The sequence below is a fragment of the Pedobacter sp. Leaf132 genome (assembly GCF_920984695.1).
Taxonomy (GTDB): Bacteria; Bacteroidota; Bacteroidia; order Sphingobacteriales; family Sphingobacteriaceae; genus Pedobacter.
Genome location: NZ_CAKLBO010000004.1, coordinates 82776 through 101540, shown reverse-complemented (window position 1 = coordinate 101540; position 18765 = coordinate 82776). Strand labels below are relative to the sequence as shown.

Genomic DNA, 18765 nt, shown 5'->3' with positions numbered 1-18765 from the left:
TTCCGTGGCAAAGCTAAAGTAATTCCAATTTCTTCCAGTTTGCAAAAATAAGGGCTTTCAACTCATCAACCGAACATTTTTTTATAATAGAAGCAGCCTGGTAAATTTCTTCAATGGACGTTTTCGAATCATCGGTTTCCAGAAAAAAGTTGTCACTTTGTTTAATCAGCTTTGCTGCACCGGAATTTTCATTTAAAATAGCTGCTCCTAAAGATATTAAAAAGCCTTTTGCCAATAGTTGTTTCCCTAATTCTTCATTTTTATTAAAACCGTGAATTATCAACGGCACTTTAATGCTCAATCTATCTTTAACTTCTATTAATTCTGCAAATGCTTTTACACAATGCAAAATCATGGGTTTTTTCAATTGTTCTGCTAAAGCAATTTGTTGCTCAAAAATATAAATTTGGTTTTCCATGCTTTCGCCCTTTAACTTATCTAAACCACATTCTCCAATCAATTTTACATTCTTCTGTTTAGCCAGAACAGTTAAATATCTTAATTGAGTTTCGAGCAATTCTTTTTTAGCGTACCAAGGGTGTAAGCCAATTGAAATGGGTTTGGTTTTCGGCATTGCCAAGAAAATATCGCTGGTTAGCGAAAGACTTTGAATACAAATAACTCCTTTTTGCTGAGCAGTTTTATGAGTGTGTACATCTAAAAAATCCATTTGGCTACAAAGATAGTATTTTGCAAAATTGTATTTATTCTGTAAAAGATATGCTGGATAATCTATAAAAATTGTAGTCTTTATTACTTTTACGCTATTATATTAAAATCATGAAAAAACTAATCACAATTTTAGCGATTACACTTAGCTCAACACTTGCTTTTGGTCAGGCGAAAACAGCAGGCGTTCATATTTATAACCCGGAGGCTAACGCAATGGCCGATTTAAAAGCCGCAACAGAGAAAGCCGCAAAAGCAAATAAACATGTTTTGGTACAAGTTGGCGGCAATTGGTGTACATGGTGCATTGCCTTCCATAACCTGGTTGATACTACTGCTATTTTAAAACAAACCATAAACGATAATTTCGAATTCGTATTAGTGAATTGGGATAAAGACCACCATAACGATGAAGCTATGAAATACTTAGGTTTTCCAAACCGTTTTGGTTACCCTGTTTTTGTAGTTTTGGATGGAAAAGGGAAGGTGTTGCATATTCAGAATTCCGCTTATCTCGAATCAGAAGAAATTGGAGCAGACGGTAAAAGAAAAGTTGGTCATGATGTTAAAAAAACAATTTCCTTTCTAAAGGGATGGACCGTTGCAGCTGTAGATCCTGAAACTTACAGGCCTAAAACCAAATAAGTTTAAAGTGTAAAGACTAAAGTTTAAAGCCACAGATAATCAGATTTTAATTCTGATTATCTGTGGCTTTTTTGTTAATCATCCAAATCATCTTCCTTCAAATCATCAACATTTAACTCGTAAGATGGTCTGGAAGCCTCATCAGCTTGTTTTAATAAATCTTTGTCGTGCTCTACGTTTGAGGTATCGCCATCCAATTCATTTATGTTTTCTGTATCGTCTTCCCTGCGTAATGCATCATTTGGGTCGTTCGAATAATCTTCGTTTTCTGGGTCTATCATAACAATAAGTTTTTATAGATAGATAATGATTTTGGGCGAAGATTTGTTTTAATGATTTTTCTTTAAATGAAGAAAGCCACAGATTTACAGATTATTCTAACTCATAAAATCTGCAAATCTGTGGCTCCTTCTAAAGCTTTTTTAAAGGCTTACATGCCATCGCCAAACTTATAGTTCGGCAAAATGCTTACCGGTAATTTTCCGGTAGGTACCAATCTGTTATTAATTACAGCCGCGGCCGAAACTTGCATATAATCTTCTTTCTGATAACCGATAATTAAACCTTTACTGTTTTCTAATCCTGGTAATCCGGCGAGGTTATAAGGGTTTGCAAACAAAGCAAATACGGTGTTTCTGGTCGATAAATCTTTAATAAAACTTTTAACACCTGCATTTAACTGAATGTTATTTGCTGGTCTTGCCCGGCTATCATGAATGCCTACAATTACTTGGTCAAAAGCGGCAATTTCTCTCGCTACGTTCGATATTTGCGTAGCACTTGCATTTTTATCAAGCACATAATAAACGGAATTGTAAAAACCTTTGGCTACTTCCTTTTGAAATCTGGTAACCGATGGCACACCAATACTAACAATTGCAGTTCTTCTAATTGGGATTAAGTTTTTAATATAATCCTTGCCTTTTAACATCGTTACCGAAGCATTCGCCAACTCCTGCACAAGTGCATTGCTAGCATTACGGTTAATGCCTGCAATTAAACCCTTGGTAACAACCGTATCTTTTTGCGATAAACCTGCCCAGTATTTAGCCGTCAAAATTTTTCTCACACTGGCATCAATTGTTTTAATATCAACTCTACCCTGACGAATCGCTCTACGAACCAAATGAATTGCCCTGTCGCTATTTTCCGAAAGCTCCAGAATATCATTACCGGCAATAATGCCCAATAAATCGGCTTCGCCCCCTTTAAAATATTTAACAACGCCTTTCATATCCATAGCATCCGATATAATTAAACCTTTAAAACCTAATTTCTCTTTCAAAATTCCGGTAACAATTGGTTTTGATAGGGTAGAAGGTAAATTTGGCGTATTATCTAAAGATGGAATATTCATGTGCGCAATCATCACTCCTGATGCACCTTGCTTTATCAATTCTCTAAAAGGATAAATTTCCAAAGTATCCAGTCGGGTTGCGCTAAAAGTTAGCTGTGGCAAATCATAGTGCGAATCTACATCTGTATCACCATGTCCGGGGAAATGCTTTAAGGTAGTTAGCAAACCACCATCCTGCATGCCTTTCATGTATGCACCGGTTTTAACTGCAACATTAAATTTGTTTTCTCCAAAAGAGCGGTAGTTAATTACCGGGTTTTTCGCGTTGTTATTAATATCCGCATCGGGTGCCAAATTCATGTGCATTCCCAAACGCTTATAATCTTTAGCCACTTCAAGCCCCATTTTATAAAGCAATTCTTTGTTTTGGATGGCGCCCAAAGTCATTTGATAAGGATATGAAATTGTACTATCTAAACGCATACCTAATCCCCATTCGCCATCATTGGCAACAATTAATGGTACGCGACTTACCTTTTGATAGGCATTTGTAGCCACAGCCTGTCTTACCGGGCCACCCTGAAAGAAAATTACACCACCAAGCTGTTCCTTTTTAATTACCAAGCCAACCGAATCAGTATATTTCTGACCTAAATTAGTATGCGCCCTAACGAAAAACATTTGCGCAATTTTTTCTCTTCTATTTAATTTTTTAAATACAGAATCAACCCATTTTGGCTGATTAGCTAACATCTCTATATAAGAATTTTGTTGTGCGTGTGCAGAAATTGCAAGCGTAAATAGGGCAATTAAGGTAATTAAGTTCTTTTTCACGGTGTTTTATTGTGTCGGCTAAATTAGCAAGTAAAATGTTAATAAAACAAAAACCAATCTAAGTAATCGATTTAATACATTTTAAAATTTAAAGTTGTGCGTTATAAAAAGCCAGGATTTTTATAAAAATATTTGGAAAACGAATATTCAGTAATACTATCAAAACTGCAGTCCTGCTTTCTGTTACAATCTTTTTAATACTTACAGACGTGACAATCTTTATCGTTGACCATCAAAAAAGTATTTTCACGTCAATCCGGTTTATCCAACAAAGGCAGTATTTCAAATACAAAATTCAAAAGCCAACGCATCATTTAATAAAAAAATTAAAACATATTGTAAAATCAAAAGTTAATATAATAACGCTCTGGATAAAATATTAACCTAAATTTTTTAACCATGAAAAATGTAAATACACCTAAGAATAATCCTACAGTTCAGGGAAGTTCTATTGCCGACAGAGCAAATCACGACGTAAAAGTTGATAAGAAAATTCAAGGTATAACCAATGGCGGCGGACAACGTTCAGACCAAACCTCGAATAAAGATAATCAGCGTAAACACGATAATAAGAAATAGTATAATGTAAGATGGAAGAAGGAAAATGTATGATGGGATAGTTACTTCGGTTTACACCTTGTATTTTCCGTCGTCCATCTTACATTTTCCATTCTCTATTTTCCTTTCTACATATTTTTTCAGCCGTTTACCCTATTCCATTTTCCCTTTTACGTCTTCAATTCCTAATTTGGTTCATTAGCCAAAGCAATAATATCTTTTCCTTCTAACACTTTACGTTCGCCATTATGGCTTAATGTATTAATCATTGCATCAGCAAGTTCTTCCATTGTACAAAAACCATTCGGGAAAAACTTTCTTCCGATAGGAAACATCCAATTCACATAGTTATAAAATTTATGTGCAAACTTTTGTGTTTTAATTGGTTTTATAAAGCCTGGTCTTAAATTAAAAACCTGCTCAAAAGGTAGTGCGGTTAAATCATTTTCAGTTTTACCTTTAACTTTTTGCCATTTTAATCTTCCCTCCGGGTTGGTTCCACTACCAGAAACGTAGCAAAAAGTCATATCCTTATTTAACCTGCTTAATGTTTCGGCAACATGCATGGTCAATGTATATGTCATTTTATAATAAGTATCATCATCTGCACCAACTGATGTTATTCCCAAACAAAAAAAACAAGCATTATAACCAATTAACTGCTCCTCAATCGAGCTAAAATCAAGAAAGTCTTTATGTATAACCTCTTTCAATTTAGGATGTAAATATCCGCAAGGCTTACGATTGATTACCAGAACAGCGTCAATTTCTGGGCTGTTTAAACACCTGATTAAAACGCCTTCGCCAACCATACCGGTGCTGCCGGTTATTATAACATTATTTGTTGCTCTGCTCTTCCCCATCTTTAAGTTTTATATATCAACCTCTAAAATTAATCATTGTTTTGCTTAGTAAACTCCAAAAAACTTTTCTTTATGTAGCTAAGCAACTGATAATCGTTCATTTTTTTTATCTCGGCTGCCGATGGACGATATTTGGTTATAAATTTTTGTAAAGAATCGCCTTCTAATTTCGTTAGAGAAACGATTTTTTCAACATCAAATCGGTGGTCTATGTATTTTGTTTCTTCATCTTTAAGCTGCGCTTTTTTCAGTTTTGAAACAGAAGATTTATTCTTCGCTAGTAAGCCCGCTATTTTCAAAACATCAACACTAAATATGGATGAGGTAGAGTTTGATACCAGATTAGAACCAGGTGTTTTATAGCGCAAACCTTTCTTTACAATTACATCCTTAATCGTCAATTCCTTATAGGCAAAAACCTTTGCAAAGTCTTTCCTTAACTGAATAGAATCTTTAAGATAATCCCGTTTCGGATAAATGGTAATCTCCTTAAGATTAATTTCTGATGCTTTAAGCAGAATTACAACTTCTTTAAATCTATTACTAAGGCTAACTTCCTGATTTATGTAACCTAATTTTTTAATGCTTATAAACTTAGTCGAAGTATCTCTAACGAATGAAAATTTACCAGTATAAGAGGTGATGCTGACACGATTGCCATAACTAACTATTGCATTTTCAATTGGCAACTTCGAAATATTATCGAGCACTTGCCCGGTAATTAATTGCTGGGCAATAATTTTGTTCGATGTTATAATCAGCACGATGATAATGAGGTAGCGCATTAGGCCAATATATTACATAACAATATGGTTTTCATAAGTTTAACATTACTTAACGTTTTAATAAGCATAAAAAAAGCCCTGCAAACTATTTAAAACTTGCAGGGCGTAATATCAATTTGGGTTCGTACTATCTAATAACAGTTCCCTGCATTTTGTAATCTTTTGGTGGTTCTGCGTTTAATAAATGCTGCACAAAATAATCCCATCTTCTTCTCATCATATACGGCGAGTAAGCACCAAAGCCATGCGCACTATTTGGAAAAATTACCAAATCGAAAGACTTGTTTGCTTTTTGAAGTGCTTCAACAACTAATAAAGTATTTGATGGAGGAACATTATCGTCCATCATACCATGCACAAGCATAAGTTTACCTTTTAAGTTTTTTGCATAATTTTGGTTTGCCTGCGCTTCGTAATCAGCATTTTCTACTAAACCGTTGTAGCGTTCGCCCCAATCGTCCTCATAGTTTCTGTTGTCGTGGTTTCCCGATTCAGCAATACCAACTTTAAAGAAATCCGGGTAACGAAACATTGCTGTAGCTGTAGCAAAACCACCACCCGAATGGCCCCAGATACCAACTTTTGTTGTATCCATCGGGTATTTTTCTGCAAGTTGCTTAATCGCAGTAATTTGGTCTGGCAATGTGTTTTCAGCCATATTTCCGTAACTCATATCATGGAAACTTTTTGAGCGGTCTGGGTTACTTGTTCCCTCAATTACCACTACGATAAAGCCTAACTCTGCCAATGCCTGGTTGTCGCCTCTTGATGCTGAAAATGCCCAGCTGCCCACACTTCCACCCTGTGGACCTGGATAGATATAATCAATTACAGGATATTTTTTCCCGGCTTCCATTTTTGTTGGCGTAAAAACCAAACCATAAATATCAGTTTTGCCATCGTGTGCTTTTACCGAAACCGGGGTTGGTGCTTTCCAGCCGGTAGCGGCTAGCCTGCTTACATCTGTTTTTTCTAAAGTGGTAATTAATTTACCATTTAAATCTCTTATAACACTAACCGATGGAACATTTGGTTGAGAGTAAGTATCGAAAATATAATTTCCCGAAGGTGAAAAACTACTCACGTGATTTCCTTCTTCCGGAGTTAAAGAAACCATTTTCTTACCATCAAATCCGATTTTATAAAGATGAGTGAAATATGGATTTCCTGGTTCTTTTCCATTTCCTACAAAGTATATTGTGCGGGCTTTTTCATCAACCTTTACAACTCTCGCAACCACAAATTCGCCTTTGGTAATCTGATTTTTAACTTTACCGGTTGTAGAATCATACAAATAAAGATGCCCCCAATTATCTCTTTCAGAATACCAAATGATTTCTTTTGTGGCAGGTAAGTATCTCCAGTTTATGGCGCCTTGGCCCGATTCATATTGCGTTTTAACTACTTCTTCAAAAACCTCCCTTACCGCACCGGTAGTTGCATTTGCAATGCGGAATTTCTCTATTTTATGATCTCTCGAAGTTGAAACAAAAGCAACTTCAGAGCCATCTGCTTTCCAGTCAATATCATCAAAAGTGCCACTGCTCGAAATATCATCGCTTAAAGTTGCACGGTGTGGATCTGGTGCTACGTTTAAAGAAATCACCTTTGGTTGCTCCACATCAATAATTACACGTCTGATGGTTGGAATTTCTTTATCTCCAGGTAAGGGATATTTCCATGCTTCTAATTTTGGCGAACCAACATTTGTGGTCACTAAATACATGTCTTTTGTATTACGCTGATCTTGCTGAAATGTTGCAATTTTTTTTGAATCTGGCGACCAGCGAAGGATGGCGCCATCGCTGTGTTTCCAGCCGGCGTTATCCGTAGCATAACCGTAATCCTTAATGCCATCAGTTGTTAATTGGGTTAATTTACCCGATGCAACATCCTTAACATAAAGGTTATAATCTTTAATTAGAATAGATTTTTTTCCATCTGGGGATAAAACTTCGCCTCTTGTTCTACGTGGTCCCGGTGCAGAATTGCTGGCTTTGTAATCAATTGTTAGCGTTTTTGTGTTTGCTTTTGGGTCAACCAAATAGCTTTTCTCCTCGCCGTTTATTTTCACCGAATACCAAAATTTATCACCATCAAGCCAGTTCGGACGCACACTTCCTGCATCTATAAATTTCTCGGTATTGTAACTCATAAAGCTTTCAGCACGCTCATAATCTTGAGCGGTAAAAGCAGTTTTTTGTTGTGCTGTAGCCGATAAAGCTAAGGCAACAACCGTTACGCTTAATAAATATTTATTCATTTTTAGGTTTGTTCTTTGCGATAAAATTAAAACTGTTTTCTCATTAGATTTTAATTTATCAATAATAATACAAAAATGAAAGGTATGGCTTTTATTCGGATAGGAGTTTTAAAACAATTTAGAAGTAAATGCTTGGGTTTGTGACTGCATGAATAAGTGTGGAATTCAAAAAAGCGGAGAGGGCGGGATTCGAACCCGCGGTACCTTGCAGTACACACGCTTTCCAAGCGTGCTCGATCGACCACTCTGACACCTCTCCGAATGGACAGCAAAAATATATTTTTTATTCAAAAAAAATGCTCCCAAAATTAATTGGAAGCATTTAATATTTCTTCGTTATCGAAATTAATCAATAACAGTGATTTTTAACATATTGGTTTTACCTTTTGCTTCCATTGGGATAGCGGCAGTATTGATAATGATATCGCCTTGCTTAACCAATTTTTTGCTTTTAAGGAATTCGTTAACTTCAATGATTGTATTATCTGTACTTTCCCATTTATCATAGTAAAAACCTCTAACACCCCATAATAAACTTACTGCATTTAATAAAGCACGGTTGCTTGTAAATATGAAGGTTAAAGCTTCTGGGCGGTGACTAGAAATTTCGAAAGCGGTGTAACCACTCAAAGTCATAGAAACGATACCAATAGCGTTTGTTTGTTTAGCCAAGAAACAAGCCGAATCACAAATCGCATCACTTAAAAATGATGGAGATTTTGGTTTTAAAAACTTATCAGGATGGAATGGATAATTGTTTTCTTCGATGTTTTGAATGATTTTTTGCATGGTTTCGATAACAATCAGCGGGAACTCACCTACCGAAGTTTCTCCACTTAACATCACAGCATCTGCACCATCTAAAACGGAGTTAGCCACATCATTAACCTCGGCACGAGTAGGGCGAGGTGTGGTAATCATGCTTTCTAACATTTGAGTTGCAACAATTACAGGTTTTGAAGCTGCTCTACATTTTGCAACTATCATTTTCTGTAATAATGGAACTTCTTCCATCGGACATTCAACGCCTAAATCTCCGCGGGCAACCATAATACCATCTGTTACAGCGATAATTTCATCAATGTTTGCGATAGCCTCCGGTTTTTCTATTTTGGCAATTACACGAGCAGTTTTTCCACGCTCAGCAATTATTTTTTTAAGTTCGATAATATCTTCGGCCTTACGAACGAAAGATAAACCAATCCATTCAACATCGTTTTCAAGAACAAATTCTAAGTTTTCTCTATCCTCTGGAGTTAAAGATGGAATTGAAACTTTAGTGTTTGGAAGGTTTACACCTTTTCTTGATGTTAAGATACCTCCATGAACGATTTCACAAACTACTTCATTTTTCAAGTTTGTAGAAATCACTTTCATTTGCAGCTTTCCATCATCTAAAAGGATGATTTCACCTGCCTGAACATCTTGAGGAAAGTTTTGATAAGTGATGTAAATACGCTCTTCGTTACCAATGCATTCTTGCGTAGTAATTATTGTTGTTTTACCGTTGATAAGGTTAATACCACCTTCTTTAACTAAACCGATACGAATTTTAGGGCCTTGTAAATCGGCTAAAATTCCAACATTATAATCGTATTTTTTATTTAAATCGCGGATTGTATCCAATACCGCCTGGTGATCTGCTTGTGAACCGTGTGAGAAATTTAAACGACAAACATCCAAACCTGCATTAAACATGCTGTATAATACATCTGGTTTAGCTGAAGCGGGGCCGAGTGTGGCTACAATTTTTGTTCTGGAATGAAAAGGTTTCATTTAATAATTGTTTTAGCAATGCTGTTTTGTATCTAATTAATCATCTAAATTAATTAAACTGCATTAATATTTATATATAATTTGTTTTGTACAGTTTTTTATAACCCTCAAATATAGTGTAATTAATACACCAAGTATATAATTTTTATATTACCAAATTCTCTTTCGATTTAAGTTTGGTGGGGTCTATTTTTGCAGCCACCTGAATATCAGGCAGTTTGTTTAATCCATTTATTAAATAATTCAAATCTTCCTTATCAATAAATTCTTTAATGATAATAAAAAAATCAACATTATTCATTTCCGGAACCAAAATTCCATCGCTGCTTTTATTACTTATCAGGTAATATTCTGTTTCTCCTTCCTCAACAAAAAAGTAATATTTAGAAAAATACCAGGCTGGTTCGTCAATGTTAAAAAATATTTCATGGTCGTCTATCTTCTCAAAGTGAGTGTTTAAACGCGTATTAATTTTGTGGCATAACACATAGTCTTTTAACGGGGCAGTTACCGCAATTAGTGTAAAATCAAGGTCTAAGGTTAATTTTAGGTAAGTTTTATTCAAGGCGAAATAAATTATTTACAGAACGAAATTAAAAAACTAATTCTATATTCGCTTGTTATTTCAGAGCCAAATTTAGGTGTCGAAATAAAAACATTTGAAAATTGTAAGAATTTATTTTTCTTTGCACAGAATTATTTAACCATTAAATTATAAAATTATGTCTGATATTGCTTCAAGAGTTAAGGCTATTATCGTAGAAAAACTAGGTGTTGACGAAAGCGAAGTTACGCCAGAGGCTTCATTCACCAACGATTTAGGTGCAGATTCTTTAGATACCGTAGAGTTAATTATGGAATTTGAAAAAGAATTCAATGTAGCTATTCCTGATGATCAGGCTGAAACCATCGGTACAGTTGGTCAAGCGATTGCTTATTTGGAAAAAAACGTTAAATAGAATTACGCTTTTTCAGTATAAATGGAATTAAAAAGAGTAGTAGTAACAGGGTTGGGTGCGCTCACTCCTATAGGCAATAATGTTCCCGATTTTTGGGAAGGATTGACTAACGGGGTGAGTGGCGCTGCTCCTATTGTGGGTTTTAATACTGAAAAGTTTAAAACTAAATTCGCTTGTGAAGTAAAAAACTTTAATCCTGAAGATTTTTTGGAGAAAAAGGAAGCTCGCAAGCTAGATCCGTTTGTACAGTATGCTCTTGTGGCTACCGAAGAAGCCGTTAAAGATGGAGGATTCGATTTTGAGAAATTGGATACCAACCGTATTGGTGTAATTTGGGGCGCAGGCATCGGTGGATTGAAAACTTTTTTGGATGAAATTTCAAATTTCGCCAAAGGAGATGGTACGCCAAGATACAATCCATTTTTTATTCCTAAAATGATTGTGGATATTGCTCCAGGGCATATCTCAATTAAGTATGGCTTGCGTGGGCCAAATTTTGCAACTGTTTCGGCATGTGCTTCTTCTACAAACGCAATGATTGATGCATTTAACTATATCCGTTTGGGTATGGCAGATGTTATCATCAGCGGTGGTTCTGAGGCTATCATTAACGAAGCAGGAATGGGTGGTTTTAATGCCATGCATGCATTATCTACACGTAACGATGATCCGCAAACGGCTTCACGTCCATTCGATAAAGATCGCGATGGTTTTGTTGCTGGTGAAGGCGCCGGAACTATTATTTTGGAAGAACTTGAACATGCTAAAGCAAGAGGTGCAAAAATTTATGCCGAACTTGTTGGTGGTGGAATGAGCGCTGATGCAAATCACATTACAGCTCCGCATCCCGAAGGTTTAGGTGCCAGAATGGTAATGTCTAACGCTATGAAAGATGCAGGATTAACAACTGCAGATATTGATTACATTAACGTTCACGGAACTTCTACTCCGCTTGGAGATATAAGTGAAACCAAGGCTATTGGTGATTTATTTGGTGAAGATGCTTACAGGTTAAACATCAGTTCTACTAAATCAATGACCGGGCATTTACTTGGTGCTGCTGGCGCTATTGAAGCAATTGCTGCAATTCTTGCTGTTAAAAATGATATTGTTCCTCCAACAATTAATCACTTTACAGATGATCCGCAATTTGATCCAAAATTGAATTTCACATTTAATAAGGCTCAAAAACGTACTGTTAGAGCTGCTTTAAGTAATACATTTGGTTTCGGTGGTCATAATGCTTCAGTAATTTTCAAAAAGTACGAAGATTAATTTTATCAGCCCTTGCTACATAATTTTGTATGCTAGTTAAAATTAGATAACTTAGTTAAATATGCTCGTAAGCCACTAATTCTGTTATTTATTTAATGCCGATATTAAAATTATATAAACTTTACATCTCTCCCGAAAAGGAATTTGTTAAAAAGCTAAAGAATATTCTTGGGTTTATACCAGGTAATGTAACGCTATATAAAATGGCGTTCAGGCATCGCTCTGCAGCAAAAGTTTTAAAAAACGGTAGTAGAAGTAGCAATGAAAGGTTAGAGTTTTTAGGCGATGCCGTACTGGGTTCAGTTATTGCTGAATTACTTTTTAAGCATTATCCATACAAGGAAGAAGGCTTTTTAACTGAAATGCGATCTAAAATTGTAAATCGGGCAAATCTTAATCAGCTGGCTAAAAAAATGGGTTTTGATAAGATGATTCAATTTGATCAGCGCTCAGTAAGTATTCAAACAAAGCATAATTCTATGTTAGGCGATGCCTTTGAAGCTATAATTGGCGCAATATACATGGATAAAGGCTACAATTTCACTAAGGAGTTTTTATTACGAAGGATTGTTAAGCCCCATATTGATATTCATACACTTGAGTTAACGGAAACTAATTTCAAGAGCAAACTTATTGAATGGTGCCAAAGACACGGTAAAGATATCATCTTTGAATTGGTAGAAAATGGTGAAGGCGAAAGCAATAAACTCTTTACCATTAGCGCTGTTGTTGAAGGCGAAAAGGTTGGCATTGGCAGAGATTATAATAAAAAGAATGCTGAGAAACTAGCCGCCGAAAAGGCTTGTGAAGCGCTTTCTATCTAATTTGACTTTGAATTTTGCTAAACTGCTTAATTTGGCGTTATCAGAAGCTTTAAAAGATTGACTTGCCAGGATTAAAACACAACAAAAAACTTATTTTCCTTTCCCTAAAGTATCGGTAAATTTCTTAGAGGTCTCTTTGATGTATTTGATGTAATCGTAGCTATTCCAATATTGTACTTTTTGGTATTCAGGGCGATAATCAATCATGTATTTTTCTAACGTATCACCTCTTAATTCTGTATTATTTTTGATTATAGAAGGATTGAAGTAAACATCAATTTGCGATTGCTTAATTTCATTATCCGCATAGCGACCAAATCTTCTGGCATTTTTTGGGTCTTTACCGAATAAATTATAAACAGCATTTAATGGATGGAACACAGATGATAGAATGGAAGATTTGCCACCATTGTAAACGCCTTTGTTTTTAAATTCCCGGCTTATTTCTGCCAAATCCTGCTTTTTAGTGTTGCCATAAATAGTTACGTCGTTTAAAACTGTACTGCCTCGTACCAGATAAATTAAAATATCTTGCTGACCATGAATAATAATCCTTTGGTCGTTTAAATATGTTTTGCTGATTAAAAGTGTATCTCCAACTGCCGCTCTGATTTGAAACATCCCCAAATCATTACTGGTAACGCCCGTTTTTGTGCGTACATTGGTAATATTTGCCAGCGCTACCCTAACATTAGCACCTTTTTCAAACACAACACCTTTCACAATAAAATCCTGAGCTTTTGATGATAGGCTCATAGTTGTAACTGTGAATAATAAAATAAAAAGGTATTTGAAATTCATTTAGCGGTATTTTCTGGTAAAATTAACAATTGCTACCGAAGTAAACTGTTAAAAAAACGTTAACGCTTATTAATTGTTTGTATTTTAAAACTATACGCTGCATTTGTTAAAGTTATTTGCCTCCATATTTTTTAAAAGGAGCCAAAAACCGCTTCAAGAATTACTTAGCCCCGACATTAGCGGAAATACTTTTGGCGCTTTAAATTTATGAAGTCTATAATGAAGATGCTTGTAAAACTTCGTTAGTTAAGCCAAAAGATTGGAGCATTGGCGGGACTGTATTTGCCATGAAACACAGTTCTTGCGCTTCAAAAAATAATTTTGAGGAATTATATAGGGCATTTTGCAGTCTGAAAAACATCAAATTTTTCTTACCTTTGCGCATGATAAAATCCATGACAGGATACGGACTGGCATCAGCTGATTATGCAAATGCTAAGTATAGTGTCGAAATCAAATCGCTAAACAGCAAGTTTCTTGAGCTGAATTTAAAATATCCTAAAGCTTTTTCTGATAAAGAATTAATTCTGCGAAACATTTGCAGCAAAGATATTGAGCGTGGTAAAGTTAGCTTAAGCATTACTGTAGATAGAAATTCTGGTGAGGTTACGGGAGCAAGTATCAACACCGCATTACTTACGCATTATTATAACCAATTACTGGCCGTTAATAACGAATTACAGGCAAATAGCAATAATTTATTACAAACGGCGCTCACTTTTCCGGAGGTAATTAGTTACAAAGAGGAGAGCGTTAGTGAAGATGAATGGAATGAATTATATAAAATCTTTAATGAGGCATTAGTTAATTTTAACAAATTTAGAACTGACGAAGGTGCTGTTTTAAAGGCTGATTTGGAGTTAAGGATAAAGAATATTTTATCTTATTTTAAATCTGTAGAAGAACTTGAACCTAAAAGAATTACAGCAATTCGCGATAAGTTTTCTAGTTTTTTAGAAGAGGCTGTTGGAAAGGTTAATATCGACCAAAATAGGTTTGAACAAGAGCTGATTTATTACATTGATAAAATCGACATTACTGAAGAAAAAACCCGTTTGAAAAGTCATTGCGATTATTTTTTACAAACCTTGGGAAGTAAAGAGGCAAATGGTAAAAAATTGGGCTTTATTTCGCAGGAAATTGGTAGAGAGATAAATACAATGGGGGCGAAAGCAAATGATGCGCAAATGCAGCAGTTTGTTGTGGGTATGAAAGAAGAATTAGAAAAGATTAAAGAACAGTTATTAAATGTATTATAAAAAGCTTAAAGCAATAAGCTCAAAGGCTAAAGCTTTGGACTTTTTGCTTTAAGCTTTATGCTTAACAGAATGAAACAAGGCAAATTAATTATATTTTCAGCACCATCAGGAGCAGGTAAAACTACAATAGTTCATCATTTACTTAAAAAGTTTCCTGAATTAAGCTTCTCTATTTCTGCAACAACTCGCGAATCGAGAGGCGCTGAAAAACACGAGAACGATTATTATTTCATCTCTAAAGAGGAGTTTTTACATAAGGTTGCGCACCAGGAATTTGTAGAATTTGAAGAAGTGTACAACGGAACTTTCTACGGAACTTTGAGGTCGGAAATTGAACGTATCTGGAATGACGATAAACACGTTATTTTTGATATTGATGTAGAAGGTGGACTTCGTTTGAAGAGAAAATATGAAGATGATGCTTTGGCTATATTTGTGCAGCCACCATCTTTAGAGGTTTTGAAAGAACGTTTAAGCGGACGCGGTACAGACAGCGCAGAAAAACTTCAGGAACGTTTTGTGAAGGCAGAAAAGGAATTGCTTTACGCTGATAAATTTGATGTGATTTTAAAGAATTTCGATTTAGAAACGGCTTGTGCGGAAGCTGAAAAGCTGGTAGGGGATTTTTTAAAGAAATAATTTTTTAGTCTAAAAATAAACAGTCTTCATTGCGAGGTACGAAGTAATCTATTTGTTAGAGAGATTGTTTCGTGCCTCGCAATGACGTTTTAATAAACTAAAACTTCCAAATGAAAATAGGTTTATTCTTCGGTTCTTATAATCCAATACACACCGGTCATTTAATTATTGCCAACTATATGGCCAATCATACTAATCTGGATGAAGTATGGTTGGTTGTATCGCCACATAATCCTTTGAAAGAGAAAAGTGGTTTGGCTAACATGTACGATAGGTTTGAAATGGCAACTCTAGCAACCGAAAATGCTCTAAATTTACGTGTGAGCAATATTGAGTTTAGTTTGCCTCAGCCATCTTATACTATTGATACGCTGATACATCTAAAAGAGCGTTACCCTAAAAATGATTTTGTATTAATTATGGGTGCCGATAATCTGGTTTCTTTTAAAAAATGGAAGAACTACGAGGTTTTGCTAAAGGATTATCAGATTTTCGTTTACCCACGGCCCGGTGCCGATGTTACCGAATGGGAAAACCATCCATCCATAATTTTTACCAATACGCCGCTTATGGAAATATCTTCTACATTTATCCGTAAAGCGATAAAAGAAAACAAAAATGTTCAGTATTTCCTGCCGGATAAAGTAACCGACTTTATTGACAGCAAAGGCATGTATAAATAAAAAGAGCGATAATTAAGGAAATTGTAATTTGCCTTAACTCGCTCTTTAATCTACTTAGTACAGCAAAAATATCGTTGGTTTTTTATGCAAATCTATCTGCTCTTTGCGCCAATTGTAAACACTTTGTGTTTTTATAAACTCATCTTCGGCAGTTAAATTAGAGGCAATGCAAAGCTGGGTATTTGGCTTGCAACTTTTTAATACCTCTTCCAGCATTTGATTGTTTCGAAAAGGGGTTTCTATAAAAATTTGAGTTTGTTTGTAACGGCTCGCTGATAAATCCAAATCTTTAATGCGTTTGGTGCGTTGTTCTTTATCAATAGGTAAATATCCCCAAAATGCAAAACTTTGTCCGTTAAAACCAGATGCCATCAGCGCTAAAAGAATTGAACTCGGGCCAACCAATGGAACTACTTTAATACCTCTTTTGTGTGCTTCAGCAACGATATCTGCACCAGGATCTGCAATGCCCGGGCAACCTGCTTCACTCATTAAGCCAACATCTTTGCCAGCTTTTAATTCATGGAAAAATTGATTTAAATCGTTTCGGTTATGTTTACCATAATCATGTACAATTAAATCCTTTTGAGCAGTTTTTAAACCAGCTTCTTTCAAAAATCTTCGGGCAGTTTTGCTATTTTCAACAATATAGGTATCAATTTGATTGATTGTTTCTACCAGATAAGGTGTGAAAGTTTTTGCAGCTGCTTCTTCTGCCAGCGGTACAGGTATTAAGTATAAGGTGCCATTTTGCATATCGCAAAAATACTTACAATAAATAAAATATATGTTCTAAAATTTATATTGATAACGATATATTCTTTTTTATAAACAGTGGTGTAGCAAATTTTATTGCAGATCGACTTATTTTCTGCACAATTAATAACTACCCAAATCGTTAATAATAAGTAAAATATGCCCTGCAAGCCAATATTTTAAATATTTAAATAAACTATGCTAGCATATTAAACTAAAATTAAAATTGGTGCTCTAATTGTTACACACACATTAGGTTATTAAAATAAACACACAAATGAAAACACTGAAAACTACGGCACTTGTGCTGGGGCTTTTTTCGCTCCTTGCCGGAACCACAACCCTCGCCCGGGCACAAGGCTATGATGACAATTACCAGAACGATGGTTACAATACAGGGAATGTTTCTATGCAAACATTTTATGATGAGCTTTCGCCGTATGGTACCTGGATTCAAGACCCTCAATATGGTTATGTTTGGCGTCCGGATGTAGATCAGGATGATTTTCGCCCATACTATACTAATGGCCGTTGGGTAATGACTGAATATGGTAACACATGGGTTTCTAATTACGACTGGGGCTGGGCGCCATTTCACTATGGAAGATGGGTAATCAATAATTACAGACAATGGATTTGGCTTCCTGATACAAATTGGGGACCAGCATGGGTTGACTGGAGAAGTGGTGATGGATATTATGGTTGGGCTCCGATGGCACCATCTATTAATATAAATTTAAGCTTTGGTCGCCGTTATGTTGTGCCGGAGTTTTGCTGGAATTTTATCCCTCAAACTAATATTTATATCAACAGATTTCCTAGATATGATTACGGAAGGAATAATGTTTACATCCGCAATACTACAATTATAAATAACACATATGTTTATAACAGAAGAAGTTATTATGGTGGGCCGAGGGTAGAAGATATTAGAAGAGCTACTAACAGAGATGTAAGGGTTTATCGTTTTGAGCAAAGTAACAGACCAGGCGCAGGAAGAATTAATGATAGAGCAGTATCTATTTATCGTCCAAGACCAGAACGTAACGGTGTTGATAACCGCAACGCGGCACCTAGAAAATTTGAGCAAGGCAATGCCGGCTTTAACAGAAATGGAAGGGGAGAAACAGGTTATGCGAATCGCGATCAAAGAGATGGAAACAGAAATGATAATCGCTTTGGAGATAGAAACGATAACAGAATGACCCAACCCAACAGACGAGATAATGGTGCTATAGATAATCGTAGAGATAATCAACCGAACAATCGTCCGGATGTTAATAATCGCGATGCGAATGGAAGAACTGATAGAGGTAACCAGAATTTAGGTAATACTGACCAAAGGAACCGACAAGCGAACGACAGAACAAGAGAGCAGGGAAATCGTGATCAGGAACGCATTCAGCAAATGCAGCAACGCAGTCAGCAGGAGAGAGCAAATCGCGACCAGCAGAATGCACAGCGTAATGACCAAATGCAGCAGCAGCGCCAACAAATGGATCAACAAAGGGCTCAACGTAGCGAGCAGGTGCAACAGCAACGCCAGCAACAAGAACGTTCACAGCAAATGCAACAGCAAAGAAATGAGCAGATGCAGCGTTCTCAACAAGTTGATCAGCAACGCCAGCAAATGGAACAACAAAGAGCGCAACGTAGCGAGCAAATGCAGCAACAACGTCAACAACAACAAGAACGTTCGCAACAAATGCAGCAACAAAGAAATGAGCAAGTTCAGCAGCAACGTCAGCAAAGAATGGGGCGCCCTGCGGAAACCAGGCAACAAGCACAGCCGCAACAGCAACAGCAAAATAGAGGTGGTGAAAGAAGTAGTGAGAGTGGCCGACCTGGTAGAGGTGGCAGAGGATAATTCAATAATGAA

At 36.0% G+C, this 18765-nt stretch carries 19 protein-coding genes and 1 tRNA gene; 9 read left to right on the top strand and 11 right to left on the bottom strand.

The window, feature by feature from the left end:
• Positions 1 to 13: 13 nt before the first annotated feature.
• On the bottom strand, positions 14 to 670 hold the full coding sequence (locus LUA86_RS09655) for a TatD family hydrolase (protein ID WP_231460416.1): 657 nt from the start codon (positions 668 to 670) through the stop codon (positions 14 to 16).
• A 110-nt stretch (positions 671 to 780) separates the two neighbouring features.
• Between LUA86_RS09655 and LUA86_RS09650 the strand changes: the two genes are divergently transcribed.
• The gene (locus LUA86_RS09650) at positions 781 to 1314 is read left to right on the top strand and encodes a thioredoxin family protein (RefSeq protein ID WP_231460415.1); all 534 of its coding nucleotides are present in this window, start codon (positions 781 to 783) and stop codon (positions 1312 to 1314) included.
• A 74-nt stretch (positions 1315 to 1388) separates the two neighbouring features.
• Here the strand turns inward: LUA86_RS09650 and LUA86_RS09645 are convergent, their stop codons facing one another.
• Together LUA86_RS09645 and LUA86_RS09640 are read right to left on the bottom strand one after the other, a co-directional pair.
• Complete coding sequence (locus tag LUA86_RS09645) at positions 1389 to 1595, bottom strand: hypothetical protein (RefSeq protein WP_231460414.1); 207 nt, start codon at positions 1593 to 1595, stop codon at positions 1389 to 1391.
• 149 nt (positions 1596 to 1744) lie between these two features.
• Positions 1745 to 3445: a glycoside hydrolase family 3 protein gene (locus LUA86_RS09640; RefSeq protein ID WP_370634351.1), complete on the bottom strand. Its 1701-nt coding sequence runs from the start codon at positions 3443 to 3445 to the stop codon at positions 1745 to 1747.
• A gap of 399 nt (positions 3446 to 3844) precedes the next feature.
• On the opposite strand from LUA86_RS09640, the gene LUA86_RS09635 reads away from it, so the two are divergent.
• The gene (locus LUA86_RS09635) at positions 3845 to 4024 is read left to right on the top strand and encodes a hypothetical protein (RefSeq protein WP_231460413.1); all 180 of its coding nucleotides are present in this window, start codon (positions 3845 to 3847) and stop codon (positions 4022 to 4024) included.
• 164 nt (positions 4025 to 4188) lie between these two features.
• Here the strand turns inward: LUA86_RS09635 and LUA86_RS09630 are convergent, their stop codons facing one another.
• The 6 genes from LUA86_RS09630 to LUA86_RS09605 form a co-directional block, all read right to left on the bottom strand.
• Positions 4189 to 4866 carry an NAD-dependent epimerase/dehydratase family protein gene (locus LUA86_RS09630; protein WP_231460412.1) on the bottom strand — a complete coding sequence of 226 codons (678 nt, stop codon included), beginning with the start codon at positions 4864 to 4866 and terminating at the stop codon, positions 4189 to 4191.
• A 29-nt stretch (positions 4867 to 4895) separates the two neighbouring features.
• A complete protein-coding gene (locus tag LUA86_RS09625; RefSeq protein WP_231460411.1) occupies positions 4896 to 5651 on the bottom strand; it encodes a hypothetical protein in 756 nt (251 codons plus the stop codon).
• A 127-nt stretch (positions 5652 to 5778) separates the two neighbouring features.
• Positions 5779 to 7914 carry a S9 family peptidase gene (locus LUA86_RS09620; protein WP_231460410.1) on the bottom strand — a complete coding sequence of 712 codons (2136 nt, stop codon included), beginning with the start codon at positions 7912 to 7914 and terminating at the stop codon, positions 5779 to 5781.
• A 174-nt stretch (positions 7915 to 8088) separates the two neighbouring features.
• A tRNA-Ser gene (locus LUA86_RS09615) sits at positions 8089 to 8173 on the bottom strand.
• Between the two features lie 86 nt (positions 8174 to 8259).
• Entirely contained in the window at positions 8260 to 9690 is a 1431-nt protein-coding gene (pyk, locus tag LUA86_RS09610; RefSeq protein ID WP_231460409.1) for a pyruvate kinase, read from the bottom strand.
• 145 nt (positions 9691 to 9835) lie between these two features.
• A complete protein-coding gene (locus tag LUA86_RS09605; RefSeq protein ID WP_231460408.1) occupies positions 9836 to 10255 on the bottom strand; it encodes an IPExxxVDY family protein in 420 nt (139 codons plus the stop codon).
• Between the two features lie 157 nt (positions 10256 to 10412).
• On the opposite strand from LUA86_RS09605, the gene LUA86_RS09600 reads away from it, so the two are divergent.
• The 3 genes from LUA86_RS09600 (at position 10413) to rnc (ending at position 12748) form a co-directional block, all read left to right on the top strand.
• A complete protein-coding gene (locus LUA86_RS09600; RefSeq protein ID WP_008508386.1) occupies positions 10413 to 10649 on the top strand; it encodes an acyl carrier protein in 237 nt (78 codons plus the stop codon).
• Between the two features lie 21 nt (positions 10650 to 10670).
• Positions 10671 to 11924 (top strand): beta-ketoacyl-ACP synthase II, encoded by a 1254-nt coding sequence (fabF, locus tag LUA86_RS09595; RefSeq protein WP_231460407.1) that lies wholly within the window; start codon positions 10671 to 10673, stop codon positions 11922 to 11924.
• 95 nt (positions 11925 to 12019) lie between these two features.
• Positions 12020 to 12748, top strand: a complete 729-nt coding sequence (gene rnc / locus LUA86_RS09590; protein ID WP_231460406.1) for a ribonuclease III — start codon at positions 12020 to 12022, stop codon at positions 12746 to 12748.
• Between the two features lie 90 nt (positions 12749 to 12838).
• On the opposite strand, the gene LUA86_RS09585 is transcribed toward rnc, so the two are convergent.
• The gene (locus tag LUA86_RS09585) at positions 12839 to 13549 is read right to left on the bottom strand and encodes a hypothetical protein (RefSeq protein WP_231460405.1); all 711 of its coding nucleotides are present in this window, start codon (positions 13547 to 13549) and stop codon (positions 12839 to 12841) included.
• Positions 13550 to 13944: 395 nt separating this feature from the next.
• Between LUA86_RS09585 and LUA86_RS09580 the strand changes: the two genes are divergently transcribed.
• The 3 genes from LUA86_RS09580 (at position 13945) to nadD (ending at position 16130) form a co-directional block, all read left to right on the top strand.
• Positions 13945 to 14808: a YicC/YloC family endoribonuclease gene (locus LUA86_RS09580; protein ID WP_231460644.1), complete on the top strand. Its 864-nt coding sequence runs from the start codon at positions 13945 to 13947 to the stop codon at positions 14806 to 14808.
• 69 nt (positions 14809 to 14877) lie between these two features.
• Positions 14878 to 15447 carry a guanylate kinase gene (gmk, locus tag LUA86_RS09575; protein WP_231460404.1) on the top strand — a complete coding sequence of 190 codons (570 nt, stop codon included), beginning with the start codon at positions 14878 to 14880 and terminating at the stop codon, positions 15445 to 15447.
• Between the two features lie 110 nt (positions 15448 to 15557).
• Positions 15558 to 16130 (top strand): nicotinate (nicotinamide) nucleotide adenylyltransferase, encoded by a 573-nt coding sequence (nadD, locus tag LUA86_RS09570; protein ID WP_231460403.1) that lies wholly within the window; start codon positions 15558 to 15560, stop codon positions 16128 to 16130.
• Between the two features lie 54 nt (positions 16131 to 16184).
• Here nadD and LUA86_RS09565 read toward each other — a convergent pair whose 3' ends face one another.
• A complete protein-coding gene (locus LUA86_RS09565; protein ID WP_231460402.1) occupies positions 16185 to 16886 on the bottom strand; it encodes an SAM-dependent methyltransferase in 702 nt (233 codons plus the stop codon).
• A 277-nt stretch (positions 16887 to 17163) separates the two neighbouring features.
• On the opposite strand from LUA86_RS09565, the gene LUA86_RS09560 reads away from it, so the two are divergent.
• The gene (locus tag LUA86_RS09560) at positions 17164 to 18753 is read left to right on the top strand and encodes a DUF6600 domain-containing protein (protein WP_231460401.1); all 1590 of its coding nucleotides are present in this window, start codon (positions 17164 to 17166) and stop codon (positions 18751 to 18753) included.
• Positions 18754 to 18765: the final 12 nt, after the last annotated feature.